This is a genomic window from Williamsia sp. Y853 (genome assembly GCF_056786495.1).
The window spans coordinates 1,437,923-1,459,831 of sequence record NZ_JBXCJC010000001.1; the positions used below are offsets into that span (position 1 = coordinate 1,437,923).

Below are 21,909 nucleotides of genomic sequence, written 5' to 3' on the forward strand. Positions count from 1 at the left end.
GCCAATAGGCGGCCTCCATGAATATGCTCGTTCCGAGTTGTGTTCTGAGAAACCGTCTTGTATGTCGGGGAGCCATCAAGAATGGAGTGTTATGGCTAAGAAGGTTACGGTCACGCTGGTCGACGATGTCGACGACAGCAAAATTGCGGACGAGACCGTCGAGTTCGGTGTAGACGGTGTCACTTATGAGATCGATCTGTCGACGAAGAATGCAGACAAGCTGCGTGACGACGTCGCACGGTGGGCAGAACATGCACGTCGGGTCGGTGGGCGTAAGCGTCCCAAGGGCCTCAGCGTCGCAGGTAAGGCCCCAGTCGACCGTGAGCAGACTGCGGCGATCCGTGATTGGGCGCGGCGCAATGGGCACCCGGTATCGGCTCGTGGACGTATCGCGGCCGGTGTTGTCGAGGCCTACAACGAGGCGCACTGACTCAATGAGTTGAGTTCAGACTCTGTCTGAAAGGCGGGCGGTCCGAGTATTCGGACTGCCCGCCTTTTTCTTTCGCAAGTGTCGGTTGGGGAATTACTAAAACGCACTTCACAGTAAACACTTAGGAAAGAAATGATCTTCGCGATCACTTTTGCACTTTAGTTTCTTTTTTCTGAACGTCAGCGACATTTAATCGATGCGTCAGGATTGTGCGGTTGAAGCAAACGTTTGAAACCCTGGAAAGGTTCGCAAAGCGCACGGATTTTTTAGCGGAGTTCGCGCTTCAGGATCTTCCCCGCCGCATTACGCGGGAACTGTTCGACGAACACCACGGAACGCGGGATCTTGAAGTTCGCCAGTTTCCCTCGGGCGTTTGCCAATATCAACGATTCGTCCACCGATGCCCCCGGGGCGACCGACACATATGCGCGCCCGACCTCGCCGAGACGTTCGTCCGGTACACCGATCACAGCGGCCTCGGTCACGCCGTCGATCCGGGACAACACTTGCTCGACCTCGGCGGGATAGACGTTGAATCCACCGCAGATGTACATGTCCTTCGAGCGGCCGGTGATGGACAGGTTGCCGCGGTCGTCGATGGTCCCGATGTCGCCGGTGTGGAGCCAACCGTCGGAGTCGATCGCTTCCGCGGTGGACACGGGGTCCTCGAGGTATCCGGCCATCACCATCTTTCCTCTGGTCAGCACCTCGCCGCTGTCGGACAGCCGGATCTCCATACCCCGGAACGGGCGTCCGCAGGTGTTGGCGACGGTTTCGTCGTCGTCGTCCGGCGTGCAGGTGGTGACAAAGCCGCCCGCCTCCGTGAGGCCGTAGGCCGTGATGACGGTGTCGATGCCCAGATCGCGCTGCATGCGTTCGACCAGGACCACCGGGACGATGGCCGCCCCGGTGACTGCCAGGCGAAGTGAGGAGAGGTCGAACTCGCCTCGACGAGGAGCGTCGAGAAGTGTCTGGAAGATGGTCGGCGCTCCGGGGAAGACCGTCGCGCGGCGCTCCTGGACCAATTGCATCGCGGCGTCGGTCGAGTACACCGCCAGCGGCAACATGGTTGTCCCGTTGAGCAGGCAGGCCAGGATGCCTGCCTTGTATCCGAAGGTGTGGAAATAGGGATTCGCCATGACATAGAGGTCGCCGGGGCGCAGGCCTCCGTTGTCGGCCCAGGCGCCGGATCCGGCAATGGTCTGCTGGTGCTCGGCGAGGACGCCTTTGGACCTCCCGGTGGTACCGGAGGTGAACAGGATGTCGGAGTAGTCCGTGGGGGCCAGTGCGGCGGCCCTGCGGTCGGCCTCACTGTGATCGCGGGAGGCGGCAGTATCGAGGAAGTCGTCCCAGTCGATACCGATGGCCCCGCGTTCGTCGTCGGGCTGCAGACGGATGCGCAGGGTGGCGACAAGGTCGGTTGCTGCCGCCAGGTCGCCGCCTGCCTCGGCCGTGAGTTCACCGAGTCGATCGGAGCCCAGGAACACGCCTGCGATCACCAGGGCCCGCGCATGGGTGCGCTGGATGATCTCCAGGGCTTCGGTGGCGGTGTAGCGGGTGTTCAGTGGGACCAAGGTGGCGCCGGCGTAATGGATGCCAAGGGCGGCGATGGGCCAGTGATGGCTGTTGGGCGCCCAGATCGCCACGCGGTCGCCAGGGGCGATGCCCTGTTCGGCCAGGGCGGTGGCGAAAGTGCGCACCGTGCTCAGCAGTTCCGACCAGGTGAGCGACACCGTCTGGCCCCACTGATCGTCGATGATGGCGGTCTGGTCGGGCCAGAGCCTCGCAGCTCGGATCAACGCCTGTGGCGTAGTTGTCACTTCTTCGGACTCCACGCTTGCTGCTGACTGCTGCGATCCCACAGACATAATTCCTCCCGGTGCTCTCACCTGCTCAAAAGGCTAATACCTGTGCCGGAGGCAACAGGCTCGTCGCAAAAACCTAGCACTTGCTTGGGTAGTAAACCGAGCAAGTGCTTGGTCGGCTACGCTGAGTTGCATGACGGCGATCAAGCTCGCTGACCGAGGCGTGGACCTGGGACGATGGGACGGATCGGCGGCCGAATTCTCGGACGCTGTGCGATCCTGGCTCGATGAACACCTGTTGGGTGAGTTCGAGCATCTGAAGTCCCGTGGTGGGCCCGGCAGTGAACACGAATTTTTTGGACCCCGACTGGCCTGGGATCGGCTGCTGGCGAAGTCGGGGTGGACCTGCCTCGGCTGGCCAACCGAGTTCGGTGGCCGCGGGGCCACCATCGAGCAGCGGATCCTCTTCCATCAGGAATACGCGCGCTCCGGCGCTCCGGCGCGGGTGAGCCACGTCGGTGAGGAACTCCTCGGGCCCACGCTGATCGCGTTCGGGACCCAGGAGCAGAAGGAACGGTTCCTGCCGCCGATCACCACGGTCGACGAGCTGTGGGCGCAGGGCTATTCCGAGCCCGGCGCCGGTTCCGACCTGGCCAACATCTCCACGACGGCCCGTCTGGAGGACGGCAAGTGGGTGATCAACGGACAGAAGGTCTGGACCTCGCTCGCGCATGTCGCGCAGTGGGCGTTCGTCCTGTGCCGCAGCGAACCCGGTTCGACACGGCACAGTGGACTGAGCTTCCTGCTCGTCCCACTCGACCAGCCCGGTGTGACGGTGCGTCCCATCCAGCAACTCACCGGCACCTCCGAGTTCAACGAGGTCTTCTTCGACAACGCCACCACCGAGGCGAGTCTTGTGGTCGGCGCGCCGGGCGACGGCTGGAAGGTCGCGATGGGGCTGCTGCAGTTCGAACGTGGTGTGTCCACGCTCGGCCAGCAGGTCGGATTCTCCCGTGAACTGAGCGAGATCGTTGAGATGGCCAAGTCGAACGGCGCGGCCGACGATCCGGTCATCCGCGAGCGGATCGCCCGCGCCTGGCTTGAACTCCGCGTGATGCGGGCGCACGTGCAACGCACGCTGGCCGCGGTCGACACCGGCGGGTCCGGCGGCGAGGCCTCGGTGGCCAAACTGTTGTGGGCCAACTGGCATCGCGATCTCGGTGAGCTCGCGGTAGCCGTCCAGGGTCCGTCCTCGCTGATCGCTCCGGACGCCACCAGTGAGGGCGCGCCGAACAACATCTTCGATCCCGGGAACGTCGAGCTCGACGTATGGCAGCGTCTGTACCTGTTCACCAGGTCGGACACCATCTACGGCGGATCAAATGAAGTGCAGCGCAACATCATTGCCGAGCGCGTGCTCGGACTACCTCGAGAGGCACGATCGTGACAGTTGAACATCGCCCCAGCCCGCTGGCGACGGCCCCGGAAGAGATTCCCGGCCACGGACTCCTGGCCGGACGGAAGGTGGTTGTCACCGCGGCAGCCGGAACCGGCATCGGATTCTCCACCGCGCGACGTGCGCTCCTCGAAGGCGCCGACGTGGTGGTCAGCGACTGGCACGAACGGCGGCTGACGGAGACCGCGGACAAGCTGCGCGCCGAATTCGGTGGGCAGACCGTGGCGCAGGTCGTGTGCAACGTCCAGGAGACCTCGCAGGTCAACGCTCTGATCGAAACTGCCGCAAGCGAATTGGGTCGGATCGACATCCTGGTCAACAATGCCGGCCTCGGCGGTGAGACCCCCGTGGTCGACATGAACGACGACGAGTGGGATCGCGTCATCGACATCACCCTGAACGGCACCTTCCGGGCGACCCGCGCGGCACTGCGCTACTTCCGTGACGCACCGCACGGGGGTGTCATCGTCAACAATGCGTCGGTCTTGGGATGGCGAGCCCAGCACAGCCAATCCCATTACGCGGCAGCCAAAGCCGGTGTGATGGCGCTAACCCGCTGCGCTGCGATCGAAGCCGCCGAATACGGCGTGCGGATCAACGCGGTGGCACCGTCCATCGCGCGGCATCCGTTCCTGGCGAAGGTGACCAGCGAAGAGCTGCTCACCGACCTGGCCTCCCGCGAGGCCTACGGGCGGGCCGCGGAGGTGTGGGAGATCGCCGCCACCATCGCGATGCTCGCCAGCGACTACACCACCTACCTCACCGGTGAGGTCGTCTCCATCTCGAGCCAGCGCGCCTGATCTCGCTGTCCCAACGTCGAATATAGAAGGAGCACAACATGTCTTCGCCCCAGGCTTACATCGTCGATGCGTTGCGTACCCCGGTCGGGAAACGGAACGGTTCGCTGGCCAAGGTCCACCCCGCCGATATGGGTGCACACGTCATCTCCGCCCTCGTCGAGCGCACCGGCATCGATCCGATGACCGTCGACGACGTCATCTTCGGCTGCGTCGATGCAATCGGCCCGCAGGCGGGCAACATCGCCCGCAGCGCCTGGCTGGCCGCCGGCCTGCCCCTGGAGATCCCCGGCACCACCGTCGATCGCCAGTGCGGATCGTCGCAGCAGGCCATCCACTTCGCCGCCCAGGCCGTGATGAGTGGAACCCAGGACGTCGTCGTGGCCGGTGGCGTGCAGAACATGAGCGCCATCCCGATCTCGGCGGCGATGCTCGCCGGTGCCGAATACGGGTTCACCAGTCCGTTCGCCGGGTCGGTCGGCTGGGACAAGCGTTTTGGTGACGCAGAGATCTCCCAGTTCGTCGGTGCCGACATGATGGCCAAGAAGTGGGACATCAGCCGCGACGACATGGAGCGCTGGGCACTGCAGTCGCACGAGCGCGCCCGCGCCGCCATCGCAGCAGGCCGCTTCGATGCCGAGACGGTTGCACTCGGCGACTGCGTCGTCGACGAATGCCCCCGCGAGACGTCGCTGGAGAAGATGGCCTCACTGCAGGTCCTGGCCGAGGGCTCGGATCTCACAGCCGCCGTCGCCTCACAGATCTGCGACGGTGCGTCGGCAACCTTGGTCGTCTCCGAAGCCGCCCTCAAGCAGTACGGCCTGACCCCGCGGGCCCGGATCCACCACATCTCGGTTCGCGGCGCCGACCCGGTGATGATGTTGTCCGCGCCGATCCCGGCGACCAAATACGCCCTGGCCAAGGCCGGGCTGACCATCGACGACATCGATGTCGTCGAGATCAACGAGGCTTTCGCACCCGTGGTGCTGGCCTGGCTCAAGGAGACCGGGGCCGACCCGGCCAAGGTCAACCCGAACGGCGGCGGCATCGCCCTCGGGCATCCGCTGGGCGCCACCGGAGCCAAGCTCTTCGCGACGCTTCTGCACGAACTCGAACGCACCGGCGGCCGCTACGGCCTCCAGACGATGTGTGAGGGCGGCGGCACCGCCAACGTCACGATCATCGAACGGCTCTGACAGGTATCAGTCGGTTCGCCGCGGTGTGAGGGCGGCGGCACCGCCAACGTCACGATCATCGAACGGCTCTGACAGGTATCAGTCGGTTCGCCGCGGTGTGAGGGCGGCGGCACCGCCAACGCCTGAAATCATCGAACGGCTCTGACGGGCAGTATCGGTCTTGCGCCTGTTCTTGTGCCGCCCACCTGCAAGTGCAGGTGGGCGGCACAAATTCAGGTGGCGCGAGATCGGCAGTGGCGCACTCGGTGTGAGGTAGCGCATACTGGTTTGCGACAGACTTGGAGTTTCGTTCCAATGTCCCGCAGATGACCAACGGCTCGTGGAGGTTCCCGCAATGACAAAACCGGCAGATGTGGCAAAGCAGCAGGTCCGAGACGAGACGTCGGCGGATACGTTGTCGCTGCAGGCGTTGCTCGAACTGCAGCGCACGGCATTCCTGCGGGACGGAATCCCTGATGCCAAGACCCGTATCGATCGGATCAATCGGCTCCAGTCGCTGCTCCTCGACAACGCGGAGGAGATCGCCGAAGCGCTCAACGACGACTTCGGCACCCGTCCCCGTGAACTGTCGATGGCAGCAGATATCGCCGGCTGCATGATCGACCTGGCACACCAGAAGAAGCACCTCTCCGGGTGGATGAAGACATCGACGCCGGGTAAATGGTTGGCCCGCGCCGGCCTGCGACAAGAACTGCGGCACGACCCCAAGGGTGTTGTCGGGATCATGGGTCCGTGGAACTTCCCGCTGCAGCTCACGATCGTGCCTGCCGGATCAGCGTTCGCTGCCGGTAACCGCGTGCTGATGCGTCCGTCGTCGGTCACCGCCAAGACGACGGCCGTACTGGCGAAGCATGCGCCGAAGTACTTCGAGCTCGAAGAGCTGGCCGTGTTGACCAGCGCTCATGGTGGTGGGTCCGACTTCGCAAAACTCGAGGTCGATCACATGTTCTTCACCGGATCGCCCGATGTGGGCGCTTCGGTCGCCGCGGAGGCAGGTAAGAACCTGGTGCCGGTGACACTCGAACTCGGCGGCAAGAACCCCGTGGTCGTGGACATCGACACCGATATCGCCAAGGCCGCCAACGGGGTCGCCGATGCGCGTCTGGTCAATGGTGGCCAGGTCTGCCTGTGCCCCGATTATGTGTGGGTACCGGAGTCCAAGGTCGGCGAGTTCACCGACCGTGTGCTGGCCCGCTGGCGCACCAACCTGCCGACGATCAAGGACAACCCGCAGTACACGTCGACGATCAACGAGAAGAATTTCAACCGCATCGTCGGCCTCATCGACGATGCCGAAGCTCTCGGTGCCACCAAGCATCAGGTGATCCCGGTGGGGGAGAAGCTGCCTGACGCCCAGGCGCGCAAGATCCCGCCGACGCTGCTCACCGGCGTCAAGGCCGGCATGAAGATCGAAGAGGACGAAGTCTTCGGTCCCGTCCTCACGGTGTACCCCTACCGGCAACTCGATGAGGCGATCACCCACATCAGCAGCCATCCGCACCCGCTGACGATGTACTGGTACGGCGACTACAACGACCGCTTCACCAAGCTCGCCGACTCGACCCGCTCGGGTTCGATCAACGGAAATGACTTCGCGGTCAACATGTTCGGCCCGGATCTTCCGTTCGGCGGTATCGGCCGCAGCGGTATGGGTAACTACCACGGCAAGTTCGGCTTCGACACCTTCTCGCACACGCGGGCCATCGCCTTCTCGTCGTTGAAGATCACCGTTTCGGAGATGATGTCGGCGCCGTTCACGTCGCGTGACACCAAGACCACCAACTTGCAGCTCAAGGCATGGAACTTCTTCACCAAGCGATCCATCAAGAAAAACGGCAAGAAGTAACCTTGTAGGTCGGACGGATTCCGCCACCTGCGGCGAACCTCTACCGGCAGCCAGGCAACCAAGCGCTTGCTAGGCTATCGATGGAGGTGGTCGCAGGTGGCGGAAAGCCGCGGGATAAAGAAGCAGGGCGCAGGCCAGGCGAGAAAGACCGGTGCGGCTGATGCGGCCAATGGTCGTCCGTCGCGGCGTGATGAATTGCTGGCGGTGGCAAGTGGACTGTTTGCCGAACGTGGACTGCGGACCACCACGGTCCGTGACATCGCCGATGCGGCGGGCATCCTCTCCGGCAGTCTGTATCACCATTTCGACTCCAAGGAGTCGATGGTCGACGAGATCCTGAGGTCGTTCCTCGATTCGCTCTTCGAGACGTATCACGAGGTGGTCGCGGCCGGTATGCCGGCGCGAGAAACCTTGACCGCCTTGGTGATCGCGTCGTTCGAGAGCATTGACCGCGATCATTCTGCGGTGGCGATCTACCAGGATGAGGCCAAGCGACTCGCCGGCCAGGAACGGTTTTCGTACATCCAGGATCGCAACGTCGAGTTCCGCACGCTGTGGAGCGATGTCCTGACCAGGGGTGTGGCCGACGGCAGTTTCCGGCCTGATCTCGACACCGAACTGGTGTACCGCTTCATGCGCGACACGGTCTGGGTTGCCGTCCGCTGGTATCGCCCGGGTGGTGAGCGGGCCGCCCGCGAGGTGGCCGACCAGTATTTGAGTGTCGTGCTCGACGGGATCGTGCCACGCTGACCGCTTCGTCGTTTCGGCGGGTGCGCCGTGGCAAGCTGTCGGAATGCTGCAGATACGGGTCATCGCCCCAGGTGAACACGCAGATCGCATCGTAGGACTTCTCTGCGAGGACACCGCTGTCAGCAACGTGACGGTACATCGTGGCGTGTCGGTCAAGCCCCAAGGCGATGTGATCGAGGCCTACATCGCGAGGGAAGGCGCCAACGAGGTCGTCGATATGTTGCGGGACATGGGAATTCACCGGTTCGGCAGTGTGCATCTGGCCCCGGTTCCGACGTGGGTCTCTCAGAGTGCTCGAGAGGCCGACCGGGTGACACCGGGGGCGAGTGCAGATGCGGTTGTCTGGGCCGATGTGACGCAGCAGGCCTACGACGACTCCGAATTCAATTGGACCTTCGCAAGTTTCATGGTTCTGGCGACCGTGCTGTGTGCAGTGGCCATCGTCCTCGATTCGAGCATTCTCCTCGTCGGTGCGATGGTCCTCGGCCCCGAGTTCGGGGCTGTGGCCGCGCTTGGAGTCGCACTGGTACGCAGGCGGATGACGCTTCTCGGACGTGCATTGATGACACTGAGTGGTGGATTTCTGCTCGCCATCGCGGCCACGACCATCGCAACCCTAGTCGTGCGTGGCTTCGGCTGGGTGACGGTGGCCGATGTGACCGAGTCCCGGCCCGACACCGACTTCATCTACACCCCGGACAAGTGGTCGTTCATCGTTGCCGTGATCGCGGGGATCGCTGGGGTGCTGTCTCTGACATCGGCCAGGCTCGGTGGGCTGTCCGGGGTCTTCATCTCCGTGACCACTATTCCCGCCGCGGGCAACGTCGCACTGGGGTTGGCTTTCGGAGTCCGGGACGCGGTCGTCGGCAGCAGTTTCCAGCTCGTGATCAACCTCTTCGGGATGGCCATTGCGGGCTGGTTGACGCTGGCGGTGCAGCACATGGTGTGGGCCAGGGTCTCGGCGTACCGCGCCACCCTGCCCATCGGTCGAAGGCTGGGCGATCGGTGGCAACGGGACCCGTGATGGGTGCAGGCGCTTCTACTGCGGCGGTTGCCCGCTGACATCTGGGTGGTACCAACTGCCGCGGGTCCGGGGCAGTCCGCTGACGCCATCGTCGCCGGGGCGTACCGCCAGCACCTGGTGGATGGTGAGACGACGCGCCTCCTCGAATCCGAGTGCACTCGCCGCGAGGTAGAGCAGCCACGTGCGGGCTCGCTGCACCCCGACCAGCGTGGTGGCCTGGTCCCACGACCGCAGGAGATTGGCGACCCAGACGCGCAGGGTCAGCGCGTAGTGCTCGCGAAGAGCCTCACTGTCGCGAACCTCCAGGCCGGCATGCTCGAGCGCATCGATTGTTTTGCTCAGCGGCAGGATTTCCCCGTCGGGAAACACGTAGTGGTCGATGAAGGTGGCCGGGTTGGGGTCGTCGGGCAGGGAGGTGACCCGGGCGATTGCGTGATTGAGAAGCCGGCCGCCGGGTTTGAGTAATCCCTGCAAGGCGCTGGTGTACGTCGGTAGTTGCCAGAGCCCGACGTGTTCGGACATCCCGATGCTCGAAATGGCATCGTAGGGGCCGTCATCGACGTCGCGGTAGTCCTGCAATCGGATCTCGATCCGATCGGAGAGACCGGCGTCTGCGACTCGGGTCTTCGCCAGTTCGACCTGTTCCTGGCTCAACGAGACGCCCACCACGTCTACCCCGTAGGTCTTCGCTGCGTGGATGGCCATCGTGCCCCATCCGCAGCCCACGTCGAGCAGCCGCATGCCGGCCTTCAGGCCGAGCTTTCGGCAGACCAGATCACATTTGGCGATCTGGGCGACGTCGAGATCGGTGACACCGTCCTCCCAATATGCGCACGAGTACACCATGCCGCTGTCGAGGAAAAGGCGATAGAAATCGTTGCCGACGTCGTAATGGTGTGAAATCGCGGCGGAGTCGCGTGATCGGCTGTGCAGTGGCCCGCGTTTGCGCCGCATCTCGACGGTCGGTGGTTTCGGCGGGGGGCCGACGGCACCGAGTCTGAGCAGGGAGCCCGCGATGCGAACGACGGCAACCGGTTTCATCGCGCGGACGCGGTGTTCGCTGATCCGCGATAGCAGTCCGGGCACATCCAGCAGCGCGAAGATGTCACCCTCGACCTCGAGGTCGCCTGCCACAAACGCTCGGGCCAGGCCGAGTTCGCCGGGGGACCACAACAAGCGACGGAGCGCGGTGCGGTTCCGGAAGAAGACTCGCGCGGCACTGTCGGGCGGTCCGGCTTCGGAGCCGTCCCAACATCGCACGTGAACCGGGAGTTCAGTGCCTACGAGTTCTTCGAACGTCGAGAGCACACGTTGTGCGGCTGAACTCATCGAAGGACCTCCCTGAACGAACGGTCAGCTGCTTCAAAAAGCTAACACTTTGGTTCGCGGGGAGTGTCCGAAGTAGCAAGAGTTCACCACCGACGTTGAATCGATGATCCGACCCCGGGCAACCCTTTCGTCAGCGCACCGGAGTACGTGAAAGGCCTGCCCGGGGTCAGGGGATCAGAACTTGCTTAGAGCATCCAGACGGCTTCGTGCTTGGGTCATGATCTGCTGGATGAGCTCATCACAGCTGGGCAGGTCGTTGATCATCCCGACCACCTGACCCGAGGCCAGGACTCCGGCTTCGGTGTTGCCCTCGACCAGTCCGGCCCGCAACAACATCGGGGTGTTGCCTGCCATGATGATCTGCTGCCAGGTGCGTTCGCCCGACTTGCGCATGGAGCGGCCGTCTTTGAGCATGGTCGACCACTTCATGCCGGTCATCCGCTTGAACTTGTTGGCGTTGCTCGCAGCCGCCGCCAGTGCGGTTGCGCCGTTGCCTGATTCGAGCTTTTCGACCAGCTCGGTCCGCAGCACCCGGTGCGGCATGCCGTCGACCTTCGTCGAGACGACGGTGTCGCTGAGCCCACGTTCGAGATACTGCGCCTTGACCGAGTCGGGCACGGCACTGTCGCTGGTCAACAGGAAGCGGGTGCCCATCGCCACGCCTTCGGCGCCGTACGCCAATGCGGCAACCAGGCCACGGCCGTCGAAGAACCCGCCGGCCGCGACGACCGGGATGCCGTCGGGTCCAAGTGCGTCGAGCACACTCGGCAGCAACAGGGTGGTGGCAACCGGACCGGTGTGTCCGCCGCCTTCGCCGCCCTGCACGATCACGGCATCGGCACCCCACGAGGCAACCTTCACCGCATGCTTGGCGGCGCCGATCGACGGGATGACCACGATCCCATGATCTTTCAGCTTGGCGATCAGTTCCTTCTTGGGAGCCAGCGCAAACGAGGCCACCTTGACCTTTTCGCGGATCAGCAGGTCGATCCGCTCGGGTGCGTCGGTGGCATCGGCGCGCATGTTGACACCAAAAGGCTTGGTGGTCAGCGACTTCGTCTTCTTGATGGCCGCTTCCAGTTCGGAATAGGTCATCGTCGCCGAAGCCAGGATGCCCAGTCCGCCGGCGTTGGACGTCGCCGAGGTCAGCGATGGTCCCGACACCCAGCCCATACCGGTCTGGACGATCGGGTAATCGATGCCGACCAGTTCGGTAAACCTGGTTGCAAGCGGCGCTGCGGTCATTGCGCTGCCTTGGTGGTCGAAGCGGGCTTGACTTCCTTCTCCCGCAAACCCTTCGGGTCGAGCACTTCACGGATGATCCGCAGTTCCTCGGCGGAGGGCGTGCGGGTGACCGCAGCATCGGCCAGGCCGGCGATCTCGAAGCCTGTGTTCTCGGCGACCTCTGCGGCGTCGACGCCGGGGTGCAACGAGACCGCGCGCATGGTGTGGTCGGGGCCTTCGAAGTCGAAGACACCGAGATTGGTGACCACGCGGGGGATGTTCAGGTACTTGAAAGCCGGGTTCTCGGGGTCGATCTTGTCGTAGCCGACACCGGAGACCACATCGACATCGGTGAACACCCGAGCGGAATGTTTGGCAACCCAATAGCTGGTGGGGTGGTTGATGGTGTTTCCCGGTGCGCCGCGGGATCCGAACATCTGGCGGGTGGGGTGCTGGAGCGGCCCGAACGACGCGAGGTTCTGGTTGCCGTACCGGTCGATCTGGTTGGCGCCCATCACCACGTGCCTGCGGCCGGACGCGACCACGTCGAAGACCTTGCGGAACGGCATCCATCCTTCGATGGCGCCGGAGCGTCCGACGCCAGGGGTGTCGGCGAAGATCAGGGATTCACCGTCGGTGATCAGCAGATCGGGTTCAGTGGTCAGTCGGGCCAGCCGGGCGCCGATCAACGGGGTGGTGGACATCGGCGAGGCCATGATTTCGCCTGCACCGGAGAAGATCTCGGCGCACGCGATGACGCAGTACTCGGCGCGTGTCACATCTGACGCGGTATTCGGGGTAGTCACTGTGCGGCCTCTCGCTCGGAGTTCCATTTCTCGACCTCTGCCTGATAGACGTCTTCGGGCACGGTCAGGAACCGGTCGGAGAACGCCTGCCAGGCTTCGGGGGTTTTGGCCGACTCGGCATAGAACCGCTGGAAGGCTTCGTCGCGCCCGTATTCGCCTGCAAGGGTGAAGTGCGCACCGTTCGGGGTGTGCACCACCCGGTCGACGTTGAGCCGGTTGAGCAGAAGACGCTGCACGGGAACCTTTTCCACCAGCTCCTCGGTGGTCACCAGGCGGTCGGTCTCGAGGTAGCGCCGCTTGGCCGCACCGCAGTAGAGGTCGTCGAAGTACGGGTCGACGCCGGTGTACGCGGCGTTACCGTGCTTGTCGGCGATGTCGAGATGGACGAACGCCGCGTCGAGTTCCAGGGCCGGCATCGCGATCAAGGTCTGGTGGCGGCCATCCTCATCCGGATAGGGCGAGGTGATCGTGCTCAATTCGCCTTCCCAGAAGTTCGGGACGTCGGAGCCGAGGCCGGCACGAACCGGCAGGAAGGGCAGGCGTGCAGCGGCGGCCTCGAGGCCGCACTTGACCATGCCCTCGTCCATCTCACGGACCGTGATGGCCCCGGTGGTGCGCGCGTGTGCGAACCACGGATCGTAGAACGGCGGGGAGTCGAGCGAGACGAAGCCGTAGTAGGCCTTGCTCACTTTGCCTGCGGCACAGAGCAAACCGAGATCCGGCCCGCCATAGGTGACCACGGTCAGGTCGGTGACGCTCGAACGGGCCAGGGCCCGTACCAATGCCATCGGCTTACGCCGCGAACCCCAACCACCGATACCGATGGTCATTCCGCTCTCGATCTCGCCGATGATCTCGTCGAGGGTGCTGGTCTTGTCGGTTGCCATCTGGGCTCAAGCCCCCTTGGTTGTTGCGGTTTTCGGCTTGCCGGTTTCGACAAACGCGTCACGGTGCTCGTCGGCCACGCCTGCGAGATTCAGTTCGAAGGTGTAGCCCTGTTCGAGGCGGTAGCTGTTCTTCACGTCGACCGGATCGATGCCGTTGATGGCTTCCTTGGCCGCCCGGATCACGCGGGTGTCCTTCGCGGCGATCTTGCGGGCGATCTCCAGTGCGGCCTCGTCGAGTTCGGCCCGCGGTACCACTGCCTGCACCGAACCGAAGTGCAGCAATTGCTGGGCGGTGACGTTCTGCGCGGTGAAGTACAGCGTGCGCATCGTGTGCTGGGGGACGAGCCGGGCCAGGTGGGTGGCGGCGCCAAGGGCCCCGCGGTCGACCTCTGGCAGCCCGAAGATGGCGTCGTCGGAGGCCACGATCACGTCGGCGTTGCCGACCAGACCGATGCCGCCGCCCACGCAGAATCCGTTCACCGCGACGATGACGGGCACCGCGCAGTCGTAGACCGCGGCAAAGGCGGCGGCACATCCGCGGTTGGCGGCGACCAGGGCGTCATACCCCTCGGTGGCCTGCATCTCCTTGATGTCGACGCCGGCATTGAACCCCCGGCCCTCGGCTCGCAGGATCACAACATGGGTGTCAGGCGCCTGACCGGCGGCGATGATCGCTTCGCCGAGTTCGAACCATGCCGCTGACGGCAAGGCATTGACCGGTGGGTAGTCGACGGTGACCGTGACGACTCCCGGTTCAACTGTGGATGTGGTGATCGGCATCAATGCTCCTCGCGTACTGTCCTGGTGTAGACCAACCAAGCAATTGCTTGGTACCTTAACACTCAAACTGCTGACTCGGAACGGAGCGTGGATGGACCTCGGCTTGCAAGGCCAGGTGGTGCTGGTGACCGGTGGCGTCAGAGGTGTCGGTGCCGGTATCAGTGCGGTACTGGCAGACCTGGGAGCCACCGTGGTGGCGTGTGCTCGGCGCCCTGCCGACGTACCCGATCCGCGGGTGGACTTCGTGAGCTGCGACATTCGCGATGCTGACGCGGTCACCGCGATGGTGGACGACATCGCCGCGCGCCACGGCAGCCTCGACGGGGCGGTGAACAATGCAGGCGGTGCACCGTTTGCACTCGCCGCCGACGTCTCACCCCGCTACCACTCGAAGATCGTGGAACTGAACATGCTCGCGCCGCTCATCATTTCGCAGGCGGTGCAAAGGATCATGCGTGATCAGCAAGGTGGTGGCTCGATCGTGAACGTCTCGAGCATGAGCGGGCATCGTCCGTCGCCCGGAACCGCGGCCTATGGTGCGGCGAAGGCTGGGCTCGATTCGCTGACCGGTTCATTGGCTGCCGAATGGGCGCCGACGGTGCGGATCAACTCGGTGGTTGCCGGAGCGGTGCGCACCGAGTTGGCGGAGTTGCACTACGGCGACCAGGCCGGGGTGGACGCCGTCGGCAAGACCATCCCGATGGGCCGTCTGGCCTCCCCCGAGGATGTCGGAAATGCGGTGGCATTCCTGTTGTCGCCGTTGGCTTCCTACATCACCGGTTCGACACTGACCGTGCATGGCGGCGGAGAGAAGCTGGCGTTCCTGGACGCCGCCACCGCCGCGAACTCGGTCACCCCTACCAACACCTGAACTGAGGAGATAACTGATGAGTGGAATTGTTGACGGACGCGTTGTCATCGTGACCGGCGCGGGCCGGGGGATCGGCCGCGAACATGCCCTGGCCTTTGCTCGCGAGGGCGCGAAAGTGGTGGTCAACGACATCGGTGCCGGCCTCGACGGGGCGGCCACCGGGGAGTCTCCCGCCGAGCAGGTTGTCGCCGAGATCATCGCCGCTGGTGGCGAAGCGGTCGTCAACGGCGACGACGTCGCTGATTGGGCAGGCGCGCAGAACGTGGTGGCCACCGCGATCAACACGTTCGGCGGACTCGACGTGCTGGTCAACAACGCCGGTTTCCTGCGCGACAAGATGCTCGTGATGATGAGCGAAGAGGACTGGGACAACGTCATCCGCGTCCACCTCAAGGGACACTTCGCGATGCTGCGCCACGCCGCCGCGTACTGGCGGGCCGAGTCGAAGGCAGGCAACACCCGGGCAGCCCGTGTCATCAACACCTCGTCGGGCGCTGGACTGTACGGCTCGGTCGGACAGGGCAACTACTCCGCGGCCAAGGCCGCGATCGCAGAACTCACCATCCAGGCCGCAGCGGAGATGAAGGGTTACGGTGTCACGGTGAATGCCATTGCGCCGTCGGCTCGTACCCGCATGACCACCGGTTCCGGTGAGGCCATGGCCGCGCAGATGGCAGCGCCCGAGGACGGCTCGTTCGATGCGATGGATCCGGCGAACGTGTCCCCGCTCGTGGTCTGGCTGGGCTCCGAGGAATCGGCTCAGGTCAGTGGCCGGGTCTTCGAGGTCGAGGGTGGAACCATCTCGGTCAGTGATGGCTGGCAGCGAAGCGTCAAGCGGGACAAGGGCGCCAAATGGGATCCGGCGGAACTCGGGCCCGTGGTGAAGGACATCCTGGAAGAAGCGCCCACTCCGATGCCGGTCTACGGGGCACGATGACCGCTGCACCCACCGATGGAGAGCTGATCGCGGCGGCGAAGTCGTATGTCGACGCCCTGGTCAGCCATGACCCGTCGGGGGTGCCGTTTCATCCGGACTGTGTACGGATCGAGATGGGTGTCAAGACCGGACGCAACGGAAACCATCTGCGGCGCAGTCTGGCTCGCGGACCGCAGTTCCGCCTCATCCACGCGATCGGTGACTTCACGGCCGAAGCAACCGGGCGCGTTGTCCACAGTACGTTTTATGTACACGTCCATCCGAAACCCTTGCGCCTGCGTGCGCTGGTGACCGAGAGTTTCGAGTTCGATGGCACCGGTCGGATCGTCAAGATCGTTGCGAAGTTCGGGGTCCCGCGCCGCAGCTGACCCGCAAACGCTCCACAAATACGAAGACGCTCCACAAATATGTGGAGCGTCTTCGCATAGGTGGAGCGTCTACGAATTATGCGATGGGGGTGCGGACCACCATCGGGACACCGGGGAAGTACGCGGCGAGTTCGGAGCGGCTGCGACGCAGCGCAGCGGTGCCGTAGCCGCGCTTACGGTGGTCGGGTGCGATCCAGATCCGGACGTCGACCTCGCCGTCGGACAGTTCACCGAAGACGATGCCCACCTTGTGCTCACCCTCGACTGCCACGAGCCACACAGCTTCTTCGTTGTCCATCCGGCTGTTGGCCGAGGAGATTTCTTCGCTGATCTCGGCGGCAGGGGTGCCGCTGCCGTCGCCTGCCGCACCCACGTCGGCGGTCCGGGCGGCGAACAGGTCGGCATCGCTGTCTTTGAACGGCCGCAGGGTGAGCGTCTCGGCGGTCGCGGCCGGACGATCGGTCTGGGTGAACGTGAGCTTGCTGTTGAGGTCCTCGAGCTCGGCGGCATTGGCGCGCCGTGCCGACACCGTCAGACGATCGAACGACATCCCCAGGACTGCCTCCGCTCCGACGGCAGGCACCGAGAGCAGGTCTGCGATGGCTGCCACGGCGGCCGGACGGTCTTCGGCCTCGACGATGGCGTCGAGTACGGCATGGCGTTGTTCGAAAGCGGCTTCGAGGGCGGCGGTGATGTCGCGACGTATTGCGGCACGGTCTGGATCAGTCATGGTTTGATCCTATTCGCGATCGCGCGCTCCGGTCATACGGAGTAGCGTTTCGTGAACGCCTCGGCCGGGGTGCCGGTGGACAGGTCGACCGTATAGACCCGCAGGTCCACCTCAGTGCTGCTGATGTCCATGGTCATGAATCCGCGGTTGGAATAGTTCTCGTACAGCGCCGGGGTTTCCTTGGATGATCGGTCTTCGACGGACTTGGACGCCGCGCCCGAGACCAGCTGGCGGGTGCCCTTCGACAACGTCGTCGGGTCGAAAACCTGCAGCGAGTGATCGTGCCCGGACAGGAAGAAGTGCGCGCGGCCTGCGATCTCCTGTTCGAAGAATTCCTTGACGAGGATCCCGTTGATCGGGGGGATCGGGATGCCGTCGTAGTGTCCGGCGCTGCCGTGAGGTCCGTTGTTGAGATAGGGGTGGTGCGTGCCGACGATCTTCCACGTCGCCTTGGACTCGGCTAGTGCTTTCCGCAGCCACTGACGCTGCTGTGTCATGTACGTGCCCTGCGGTTCCCAGTACGGCGCGAGGAACGGCGGGATGTATGCCGCGATGGGATTGAGGTCGAGGATGAAGAACTCGACCAGCGGGGTCTGCTCGGGTACCGCCACCGAGAAGTAACGCTTGGGCATGTACCAGCGCGACGACCGCGAGTGGTACGCCACCTCGGCATCGCCGCGGAGCAGCCAGCCACCGTCGCCGGGAAACACCGCGGAGTTGTCGTGGTTGCCCAGTGCCATCACCCACGGGAAGTCGAGGCCGGTGTTGGGCTTTTCGAACTTCTCGTCGAACTGGTGGTCGTCGGGACCGTTGGGGCCGGTCTCATAGATGTTGTCGCCAAGCCCGACTGCCATCCCGAACGGGTTCTGCGCGTGCAGTGCCCGGGCCGCCTTGGTCACCGCGAACTGGGGGGCCTCACCGGTTCCCGCGTCGCCGGTGATCAGAATCCGCGCCGTCGAACCGGTTTGGGGAAACGGGAACCGGCCGGTGGTCGCGGGTGCGGCCTGCGCGGTGCCTGCCAGGGCGATTCCGGCGCCTGCCGCTGCCGCGGTGCCGGCCAGGAATGTGCGCCTGCGGAAGCCGGAACGAGATGGTGTGGGCTGCTCACTCATGGTTGGGTGTCTTTCTGCGGATCAACGGGCTGGGCTGGTGGCGGGGTGTACTTGCCTGGCACCGTTGGGCACCCGCCAGGACTGCGCGTATCGCTGACCCGAGCGTGGATCGTCGCGGTTGTCGATGAAGTACCAATCCATCTGTGTGGCAGCCGGGGTCACGGTCAGAACCGAGTAACCGTGGGCATCGGTGTCGACCCAGCGCAGGTGGTGGTTGACGTTGGTGAGTGCGGCGGCAGCGACCGCACCCGCGGTGTATTCGGGGACCCCGACGATGTCGTCGACGTTGTTGGAGGTCACCGAGGTCACCACCAACTCGGTACCAACGGTGCCCGCACCCGGATAGTTGGCGGCATCGACGGGCAGGTCGCAGGCGAAAGACATGTGGATGTCGCCGGTGATGAACACCGCATTGTCGATGTTGTTGTCTCGCAACGCCTGATAGAGCCGCTTGCGGTCGGCGGTGTAACCGTCCCAGGCATCGGCGTTCAACGGGACCCCGGCCTGCGGGACACCGAGCAGTTCGGTCAGTGCCTCGGTCGTGCGTGGTTCGAGCGGCGGGATCAGGATGGGGCTGATCATCACCGGGTTGCCGATGATCTGCCAGGTGGCCGGTGACGAGACGACACCATTGGTCAACCAGGACATCTGCGCGGCGCCGGTGATGGTGGCGGCCGGGCTGTCGGTTTTCGCGGACGTCATCGATTGTTGTGCGCTGCGGTAGGTTCGCAGATCCAGCATCGTGAGTTCGAGCAGGTTTCCGAAGCGCAGGCGGCGATAGAGATGGCGGCCGCCCGCGTCGACATCGGGCCGGACCGGCATCCACTCGTAGTAGGCCTGCTCGGAGGCGGCTTTGCGGGCCGACCAATCACCCTCGGCGGGACTGTGATTCTCGGCGCCCGAAGCGTATGCGTCGTTGGCCGATTCGTGGTCGTCCCAGGTGCAGATCCACGGCACGTTCCGGTGTGCGCCCTGCAGATCGGAGTCGGACTTGTACTGGCCGTGCCGGATTCGATAGTCGGTGAGCGAGACGATCTCGTGCGGTGGCTGATGGGTGCGGACCGACCCGTCATGCCCGCCATATTCGCCGACCCCGTACTCGTAGATGTAGTCGCCGAGGTGGACGATCGCGTCGAGGTCCGGTTGTGCGGCCAGATGCCGGTAGGCACTGAAGTATCCGGCCTCCCAGTTCGAACAGGACACAACACCGAATCGCACCTTGGCGACTTCCGCGGCCGTCGCAGGTGCCGTTTTTGTCTGACCGGTCGGGGAGACCGCGCCGGCAGCCGGACCGCTGACGACGCGGAAACGATAGTGGTAGCGCGTATTCGGCGCCAGACCACCGGCGTCGACCTTGACGGTGAGGTCACGGTCCGGTCCGGTATCGGCAATCCCGGACGAGACCACCGAGGCAAATCCCGGATCGGTGGCGACGTCCCAGGCCACGGACGTGGCGCTGCCCCGGCCCGAGCCCGGGGCGGCGTCGTCGGTCGGGGTGATGCGGGTCCACAGGATCACGCGGTCGGGCAACGGGTCGCCCGATGCGATGCCATGGCGGAAGGCGGCTACGGGTGCGGTGGGATCAGCGCTCGCGCTCCCGGCATAGACCGACCCGAGGACGCCGACGGTTCCGACGGCGGCCCCGCCGATGAACGCGCGACGTGACGGCTGAGTCCAGGTGCGGGGCTGAGAATCTCGAGTTGTTTTCATTGCGCACAAATCCTGGCATACCCGGCGACCCCGAGGATGCAATCCGGTGACCTTCGCGAAGAATTCTTTGCGACCCACCGGTGAACGCTTGGCTATGTGACCCCCCTGCGCCGCCGGACGTCAACTCACTTCGGTTCGCAGATGACCACCGGGATCTTGCGTTCTGTCCAGCCCTGATAAGTGTCGAAATCGGCGTAGATCTCCACCAGCTGCGGCCACAGCCGTTCGCGCTCGGCGTCGGTGGCCTCGCGGGCTCGCATCACCGTGGTGTGCTTGCCCTCCTGGATGGTCACGTCGGGGTTGTCTCTCAGATTGAGATACCAGGCCGGGTTCGATGCCATGCCACCCTGGGAGGCGACCACCACGACGTTGGCGCCGTCGCGCAGATACAGCAGCGGAACGGTACGCGGCTTCCCGGATTTGCGGCCGATGGTGGTCAGCAGGATGACCGGGACCGGCTTCTTGAAACCGGAACCGATCCGCCAGTTTGCCCCGACCTTGCCCCCGCTCATCTTGTAGACCCGGGTGTTGAGGCGAGATCCGAGTTTTATCATCGAGCCGACGGCCTTGGAATTGAGGGCCTTGGGAGTTTCTTGCGGGGGCATGAGACCTCAGATCCGTTCGATGATGGTTCCGGTGGACAGGGCTCCACCGGCACACATCGTGATCAGGGCGGTGGACGAATCGGAACGCTCCAACTCATGCAACGCGGTGGTGATCAGGCGCGCCCCGGTGGATCCGACCGGATGGCCGAGCGCGATCGCGCCGCCGTTGACGTTGACCTTGTCCATGTCGGGGTTGTGCACGGCAGCCCATGACAGCAGTACCGAGGCGAATGCCTCGTTCACCTCGAACCGATCGATGTCGGAGATGGACATCCCGGCCTTGGTCAGGACCTTTTCGGTGGCCTGGACCGGTCCGTCGAGGTGGTAGTACGGCTCGGCGCCGACCAGTGCCTGGGCGACAAACCGTGCACGAGGCTTGAGCCCCAACGCCTTTGCCTTGTCTTCGTCCATGATCAGGACGGCGGCGGCGCCGTCGGAGACCTGTGAGGATGTTCCGGCGGTGTGGATGCCGCCCTCCAGTACGGGCTTGAGCTTGCCAAGCGATTCCAGGGTGGTCTCGCGCAGTCCCTGATCGCGCGCGACATCGAGGATGTTGCCGGTCAGCTCGCCTTCCTTGGTCCGCTCGGGTGCCTTCAGCGAGAAGATCTCCCGGTCGTAGCGACCCTCATCCCAGGCCTGCTTGGCGAGCTGCTGGCTGCGCACACCGAGCGCGTCGACGTCCGCGCGGGTGATCCCGCGCCGGGTCGCGATACGTTCGGCGGCCAAGAACTGGTCGGGCATGTCGATATCCCACGACTCGGGGCGTCGTTTGCCCGCACCTTCGAGCATCACGTTGGCGCCGAGCGGCACCGTGGTCATCGACTCGACACCACAGGCGATGCCGACGTCGATGGCGCCGGTCGCGATCAGGCCGGCGATCAGGTGATTGGCCTGCTGGGCAGAACCGCACTGGCAATCGACGGTGGTCGCACCGGTCTGCCAGGGGAGCCCGGCATGCAGCCACGCGGTCCGGGTCACGTTGTTCGATTGCGCACCCACCTGCATCACGCAGCCGCCGATGACCTGCTCGACCTCGTTCGGATCGATTCCGGCGCGTTCCACCAGAGCTTTCTGGGTTGCTCCGAGCAGTTCTGCCGGATGGAGTCCGGAGAGCCATCCTGCCCGTTTACCGATCGGGGAGCGGGTCGCCTCGACGATCACCGGTGTTCCCATGTCATTTCCTTTCATACTGCGAAAAAGGTCGTTGTCCATACGAAACTAGAACAAGTTGCCAACTGGACACAAG

21 protein-coding genes are annotated in these 21,909 nt (G+C 64.4%); 10 read left to right on the forward strand and 11 right to left on the reverse strand.

Annotated features, from left to right (window positions below; translation table 11 throughout):
* Nucleotides 1–91: 91 nt before the first annotated feature.
* Complete coding sequence (locus AC1TPF_RS06815; protein ID WP_482135876.1) at nucleotides 92–430, forward strand: histone-like nucleoid-structuring protein Lsr2; 339 nt, start codon at nucleotides 92–94, stop codon at nucleotides 428–430.
* A 266-nt stretch (nucleotides 431–696) separates the two neighbouring features.
* On the opposite strand, the gene AC1TPF_RS06820 is transcribed toward AC1TPF_RS06815, so the two are convergent.
* Nucleotides 697–2,298: a FadD3 family acyl-CoA ligase gene (locus tag AC1TPF_RS06820; protein WP_482143192.1), complete on the reverse strand. Its 1,602-nt coding sequence runs from the start codon at nucleotides 2,296–2,298 to the stop codon at nucleotides 697–699.
* A gap of 130 nt (nucleotides 2,299–2,428) precedes the next feature.
* Between AC1TPF_RS06820 and AC1TPF_RS06825 the strand changes: the two genes are divergently transcribed.
* The 6 genes from AC1TPF_RS06825 (at nucleotide 2,429) to AC1TPF_RS06850 (ending at nucleotide 9,304) form a co-directional block, all read left to right on the forward strand.
* Nucleotides 2,429–3,682, forward strand: a complete 1,254-nt coding sequence (locus AC1TPF_RS06825) for an acyl-CoA dehydrogenase family protein (protein WP_482143193.1) — start codon at nucleotides 2,429–2,431, stop codon at nucleotides 3,680–3,682.
* Nucleotides 3,679–4,491 carry an SDR family oxidoreductase gene (locus AC1TPF_RS06830; RefSeq protein WP_482135873.1) on the forward strand — a complete coding sequence of 271 codons (813 nt, stop codon included), beginning with the start codon at nucleotides 3,679–3,681 and terminating at the stop codon, nucleotides 4,489–4,491. The genes AC1TPF_RS06825 and AC1TPF_RS06830 overlap by 4 nt, the downstream gene beginning before the upstream one ends.
* A gap of 38 nt (nucleotides 4,492–4,529) precedes the next feature.
* Nucleotides 4,530–5,684 (forward strand): acetyl-CoA C-acetyltransferase, encoded by a 1,155-nt coding sequence (locus AC1TPF_RS06835; protein ID WP_482135872.1) that lies wholly within the window; start codon nucleotides 4,530–4,532, stop codon nucleotides 5,682–5,684.
* A 334-nt stretch (nucleotides 5,685–6,018) separates the two neighbouring features.
* Nucleotides 6,019–7,530, forward strand: coding sequence for an aldehyde dehydrogenase family protein (locus AC1TPF_RS06840; protein WP_482143195.1), 1,512 nt, complete (start codon nucleotides 6,019–6,021; stop codon nucleotides 7,528–7,530).
* A 114-nt stretch (nucleotides 7,531–7,644) separates the two neighbouring features.
* Entirely contained in the window at nucleotides 7,645–8,280 is a 636-nt protein-coding gene (locus AC1TPF_RS06845) for a TetR/AcrR family transcriptional regulator (protein WP_482144044.1), read from the forward strand.
* A gap of 43 nt (nucleotides 8,281–8,323) precedes the next feature.
* Complete coding sequence (locus AC1TPF_RS06850; protein ID WP_482143197.1) at nucleotides 8,324–9,304, forward strand: DUF389 domain-containing protein; 981 nt, start codon at nucleotides 8,324–8,326, stop codon at nucleotides 9,302–9,304.
* A gap of 15 nt (nucleotides 9,305–9,319) precedes the next feature.
* Here AC1TPF_RS06850 and AC1TPF_RS06855 read toward each other — a convergent pair whose 3' ends face one another.
* The 5 genes from AC1TPF_RS06855 to echA20 all read right to left on the reverse strand — a co-directional run bounded on the left by AC1TPF_RS06855 (nucleotide 9,320) and on the right by echA20 (nucleotide 14,330).
* A complete protein-coding gene (locus AC1TPF_RS06855) occupies nucleotides 9,320–10,633 on the reverse strand; it encodes a class I SAM-dependent methyltransferase (RefSeq protein ID WP_482143198.1) in 1,314 nt (437 codons plus the stop codon).
* A 174-nt stretch (nucleotides 10,634–10,807) separates the two neighbouring features.
* The gene (locus AC1TPF_RS06860) at nucleotides 10,808–11,878 is read right to left on the reverse strand and encodes an NAD(P)H-dependent flavin oxidoreductase (protein WP_482143199.1); all 1,071 of its coding nucleotides are present in this window, start codon (nucleotides 11,876–11,878) and stop codon (nucleotides 10,808–10,810) included.
* Entirely contained in the window at nucleotides 11,875–12,690 is an 816-nt protein-coding gene (locus tag AC1TPF_RS06865) for a CoA-transferase subunit beta (RefSeq protein ID WP_482143201.1), read from the reverse strand. The genes AC1TPF_RS06860 and AC1TPF_RS06865 overlap by 4 nt, the downstream gene beginning before the upstream one ends.
* Nucleotides 12,660–13,550, reverse strand: coding sequence for a CoA transferase subunit A (locus AC1TPF_RS06870; RefSeq protein ID WP_482143203.1), 891 nt, complete (start codon nucleotides 13,548–13,550; stop codon nucleotides 12,660–12,662). The genes AC1TPF_RS06865 and AC1TPF_RS06870 overlap by 31 nt, the downstream gene beginning before the upstream one ends.
* Nucleotides 13,551–13,556: 6 nt before the next feature.
* Nucleotides 13,557–14,330: a (7aS)-7a-methyl-1,5-dioxo-2,3,5,6,7,7a-hexahydro-1H-indene-carboxyl-CoA hydrolase gene (gene echA20, locus AC1TPF_RS06875; protein WP_482135865.1), complete on the reverse strand. Its 774-nt coding sequence runs from the start codon at nucleotides 14,328–14,330 to the stop codon at nucleotides 13,557–13,559.
* A 91-nt stretch (nucleotides 14,331–14,421) separates the two neighbouring features.
* Here echA20 and AC1TPF_RS06880 point away from each other — a divergent pair, with 91 nt between their 5' ends.
* Genes AC1TPF_RS06880 through AC1TPF_RS06890 form a run of 3 tightly spaced genes read left to right on the forward strand, consistent with a single transcriptional unit; the run spans nucleotide 14,422 to nucleotide 16,506 of the window.
* Nucleotides 14,422–15,201 (forward strand): SDR family oxidoreductase, encoded by a 780-nt coding sequence (locus AC1TPF_RS06880; RefSeq protein ID WP_482135864.1) that lies wholly within the window; start codon nucleotides 14,422–14,424, stop codon nucleotides 15,199–15,201.
* A 16-nt stretch (nucleotides 15,202–15,217) separates the two neighbouring features.
* A complete protein-coding gene (locus tag AC1TPF_RS06885) occupies nucleotides 15,218–16,138 on the forward strand; it encodes an SDR family oxidoreductase (protein WP_482135863.1) in 921 nt (306 codons plus the stop codon).
* Complete coding sequence (locus AC1TPF_RS06890; RefSeq protein ID WP_482143205.1) at nucleotides 16,135–16,506, forward strand: DUF8021 domain-containing protein; 372 nt, start codon at nucleotides 16,135–16,137, stop codon at nucleotides 16,504–16,506. The genes AC1TPF_RS06885 and AC1TPF_RS06890 overlap by 4 nt, the downstream gene beginning before the upstream one ends.
* Nucleotides 16,507–16,582: 76 nt before the next feature.
* Here the strand turns inward: AC1TPF_RS06890 and AC1TPF_RS06895 are convergent, their stop codons facing one another.
* From AC1TPF_RS06895 to AC1TPF_RS06915, 5 genes are all read right to left on the reverse strand, one after another.
* On the reverse strand, nucleotides 16,583–17,236 hold the full coding sequence (locus tag AC1TPF_RS06895; protein WP_482135861.1) for a GNAT family N-acetyltransferase: 654 nt from the start codon (nucleotides 17,234–17,236) through the stop codon (nucleotides 16,583–16,585).
* Nucleotides 17,237–17,268: 32 nt separating this feature from the next.
* A complete protein-coding gene (locus AC1TPF_RS06900; protein ID WP_482143207.1) occupies nucleotides 17,269–18,348 on the reverse strand; it encodes a metallophosphoesterase in 1,080 nt (359 codons plus the stop codon).
* Nucleotides 18,349–18,369: 21 nt separating this feature from the next.
* Nucleotides 18,370–20,058 (reverse strand): alkaline phosphatase D family protein, encoded by a 1,689-nt coding sequence (locus AC1TPF_RS06905; RefSeq protein ID WP_482143208.1) that lies wholly within the window; start codon nucleotides 20,056–20,058, stop codon nucleotides 18,370–18,372.
* Between the two features lie 125 nt (nucleotides 20,059–20,183).
* Nucleotides 20,184–20,663: a nitroreductase family deazaflavin-dependent oxidoreductase gene (locus AC1TPF_RS06910; protein WP_482135858.1), complete on the reverse strand. Its 480-nt coding sequence runs from the start codon at nucleotides 20,661–20,663 to the stop codon at nucleotides 20,184–20,186.
* A gap of 6 nt (nucleotides 20,664–20,669) precedes the next feature.
* Nucleotides 20,670–21,836, reverse strand: a complete 1,167-nt coding sequence (locus AC1TPF_RS06915) for a steroid 3-ketoacyl-CoA thiolase (protein WP_482143209.1) — start codon at nucleotides 21,834–21,836, stop codon at nucleotides 20,670–20,672.
* Between the last annotated feature and the right edge of the window lie 73 nt (nucleotides 21,837–21,909).

What these genes read in the sequence shown, in the direction of transcription:
- AC1TPF_RS06865 (WP_482143201.1), bottom strand. Translation starts at nt 12,690, where the DNA reads ATGGAACTCCGAGCGAGAGGCCGCACAGTGACTACCCCGAATACCGCG.
- AC1TPF_RS06835 (WP_482135872.1), top strand. Translation starts at nt 4,530, where the DNA reads ATGTCTTCGCCCCAGGCTTACATCGTCGATGCGTTGCGTACCCCGGTC.
- AC1TPF_RS06900 (WP_482143207.1), bottom strand. Translation starts at nt 18,348, where the DNA reads ATGAGTGAGCAGCCCACACCATCTCGTTCCGGCTTCCGCAGGCGCACA.
- AC1TPF_RS06890 (WP_482143205.1), top strand. Translation starts at nt 16,135, where the DNA reads ATGACCGCTGCACCCACCGATGGAGAGCTGATCGCGGCGGCGAAGTCG.
- AC1TPF_RS06905 (WP_482143208.1), bottom strand. Translation starts at nt 20,058, where the DNA reads ATGAAAACAACTCGAGATTCTCAGCCCCGCACCTGGACTCAGCCGTCA.
- AC1TPF_RS06855 (WP_482143198.1), bottom strand. Translation starts at nt 10,633, where the DNA reads ATGAGTTCAGCCGCACAACGTGTGCTCTCGACGTTCGAAGAACTCGTA.
- echA20 (WP_482135865.1), bottom strand. Translation starts at nt 14,330, where the DNA reads ATGCCGATCACCACATCCACAGTTGAACCGGGAGTCGTCACGGTCACC.
- AC1TPF_RS06895 (WP_482135861.1), bottom strand. Translation starts at nt 17,236, where the DNA reads ATGACTGATCCAGACCGTGCCGCAATACGTCGCGACATCACCGCCGCC.
- AC1TPF_RS06885 (WP_482135863.1), top strand. Translation starts at nt 15,218, where the DNA reads ATGAGTGGAATTGTTGACGGACGCGTTGTCATCGTGACCGGCGCGGGC.
- AC1TPF_RS06815 (WP_482135876.1), top strand. Translation starts at nt 92, where the DNA reads ATGGCTAAGAAGGTTACGGTCACGCTGGTCGACGATGTCGACGACAGC.
- AC1TPF_RS06910 (WP_482135858.1), bottom strand. Translation starts at nt 20,663, where the DNA reads ATGCCCCCGCAAGAAACTCCCAAGGCCCTCAATTCCAAGGCCGTCGGC.
- AC1TPF_RS06825 (WP_482143193.1), top strand. Translation starts at nt 2,429, where the DNA reads ATGACGGCGATCAAGCTCGCTGACCGAGGCGTGGACCTGGGACGATGG.
- AC1TPF_RS06870 (WP_482143203.1), bottom strand. Translation starts at nt 13,550, where the DNA reads ATGGCAACCGACAAGACCAGCACCCTCGACGAGATCATCGGCGAGATC.
- AC1TPF_RS06880 (WP_482135864.1), top strand. Translation starts at nt 14,422, where the DNA reads ATGGACCTCGGCTTGCAAGGCCAGGTGGTGCTGGTGACCGGTGGCGTC.
- AC1TPF_RS06850 (WP_482143197.1), top strand. Translation starts at nt 8,324, where the DNA reads ATGCTGCAGATACGGGTCATCGCCCCAGGTGAACACGCAGATCGCATC.
- AC1TPF_RS06840 (WP_482143195.1), top strand. Translation starts at nt 6,019, where the DNA reads ATGACAAAACCGGCAGATGTGGCAAAGCAGCAGGTCCGAGACGAGACG.
- AC1TPF_RS06915 (WP_482143209.1), bottom strand. Translation starts at nt 21,836, where the DNA reads ATGGGAACACCGGTGATCGTCGAGGCGACCCGCTCCCCGATCGGTAAA.
- AC1TPF_RS06820 (WP_482143192.1), bottom strand. Translation starts at nt 2,298, where the DNA reads ATGTCTGTGGGATCGCAGCAGTCAGCAGCAAGCGTGGAGTCCGAAGAA.
- AC1TPF_RS06860 (WP_482143199.1), bottom strand. Translation starts at nt 11,878, where the DNA reads ATGACCGCAGCGCCGCTTGCAACCAGGTTTACCGAACTGGTCGGCATC.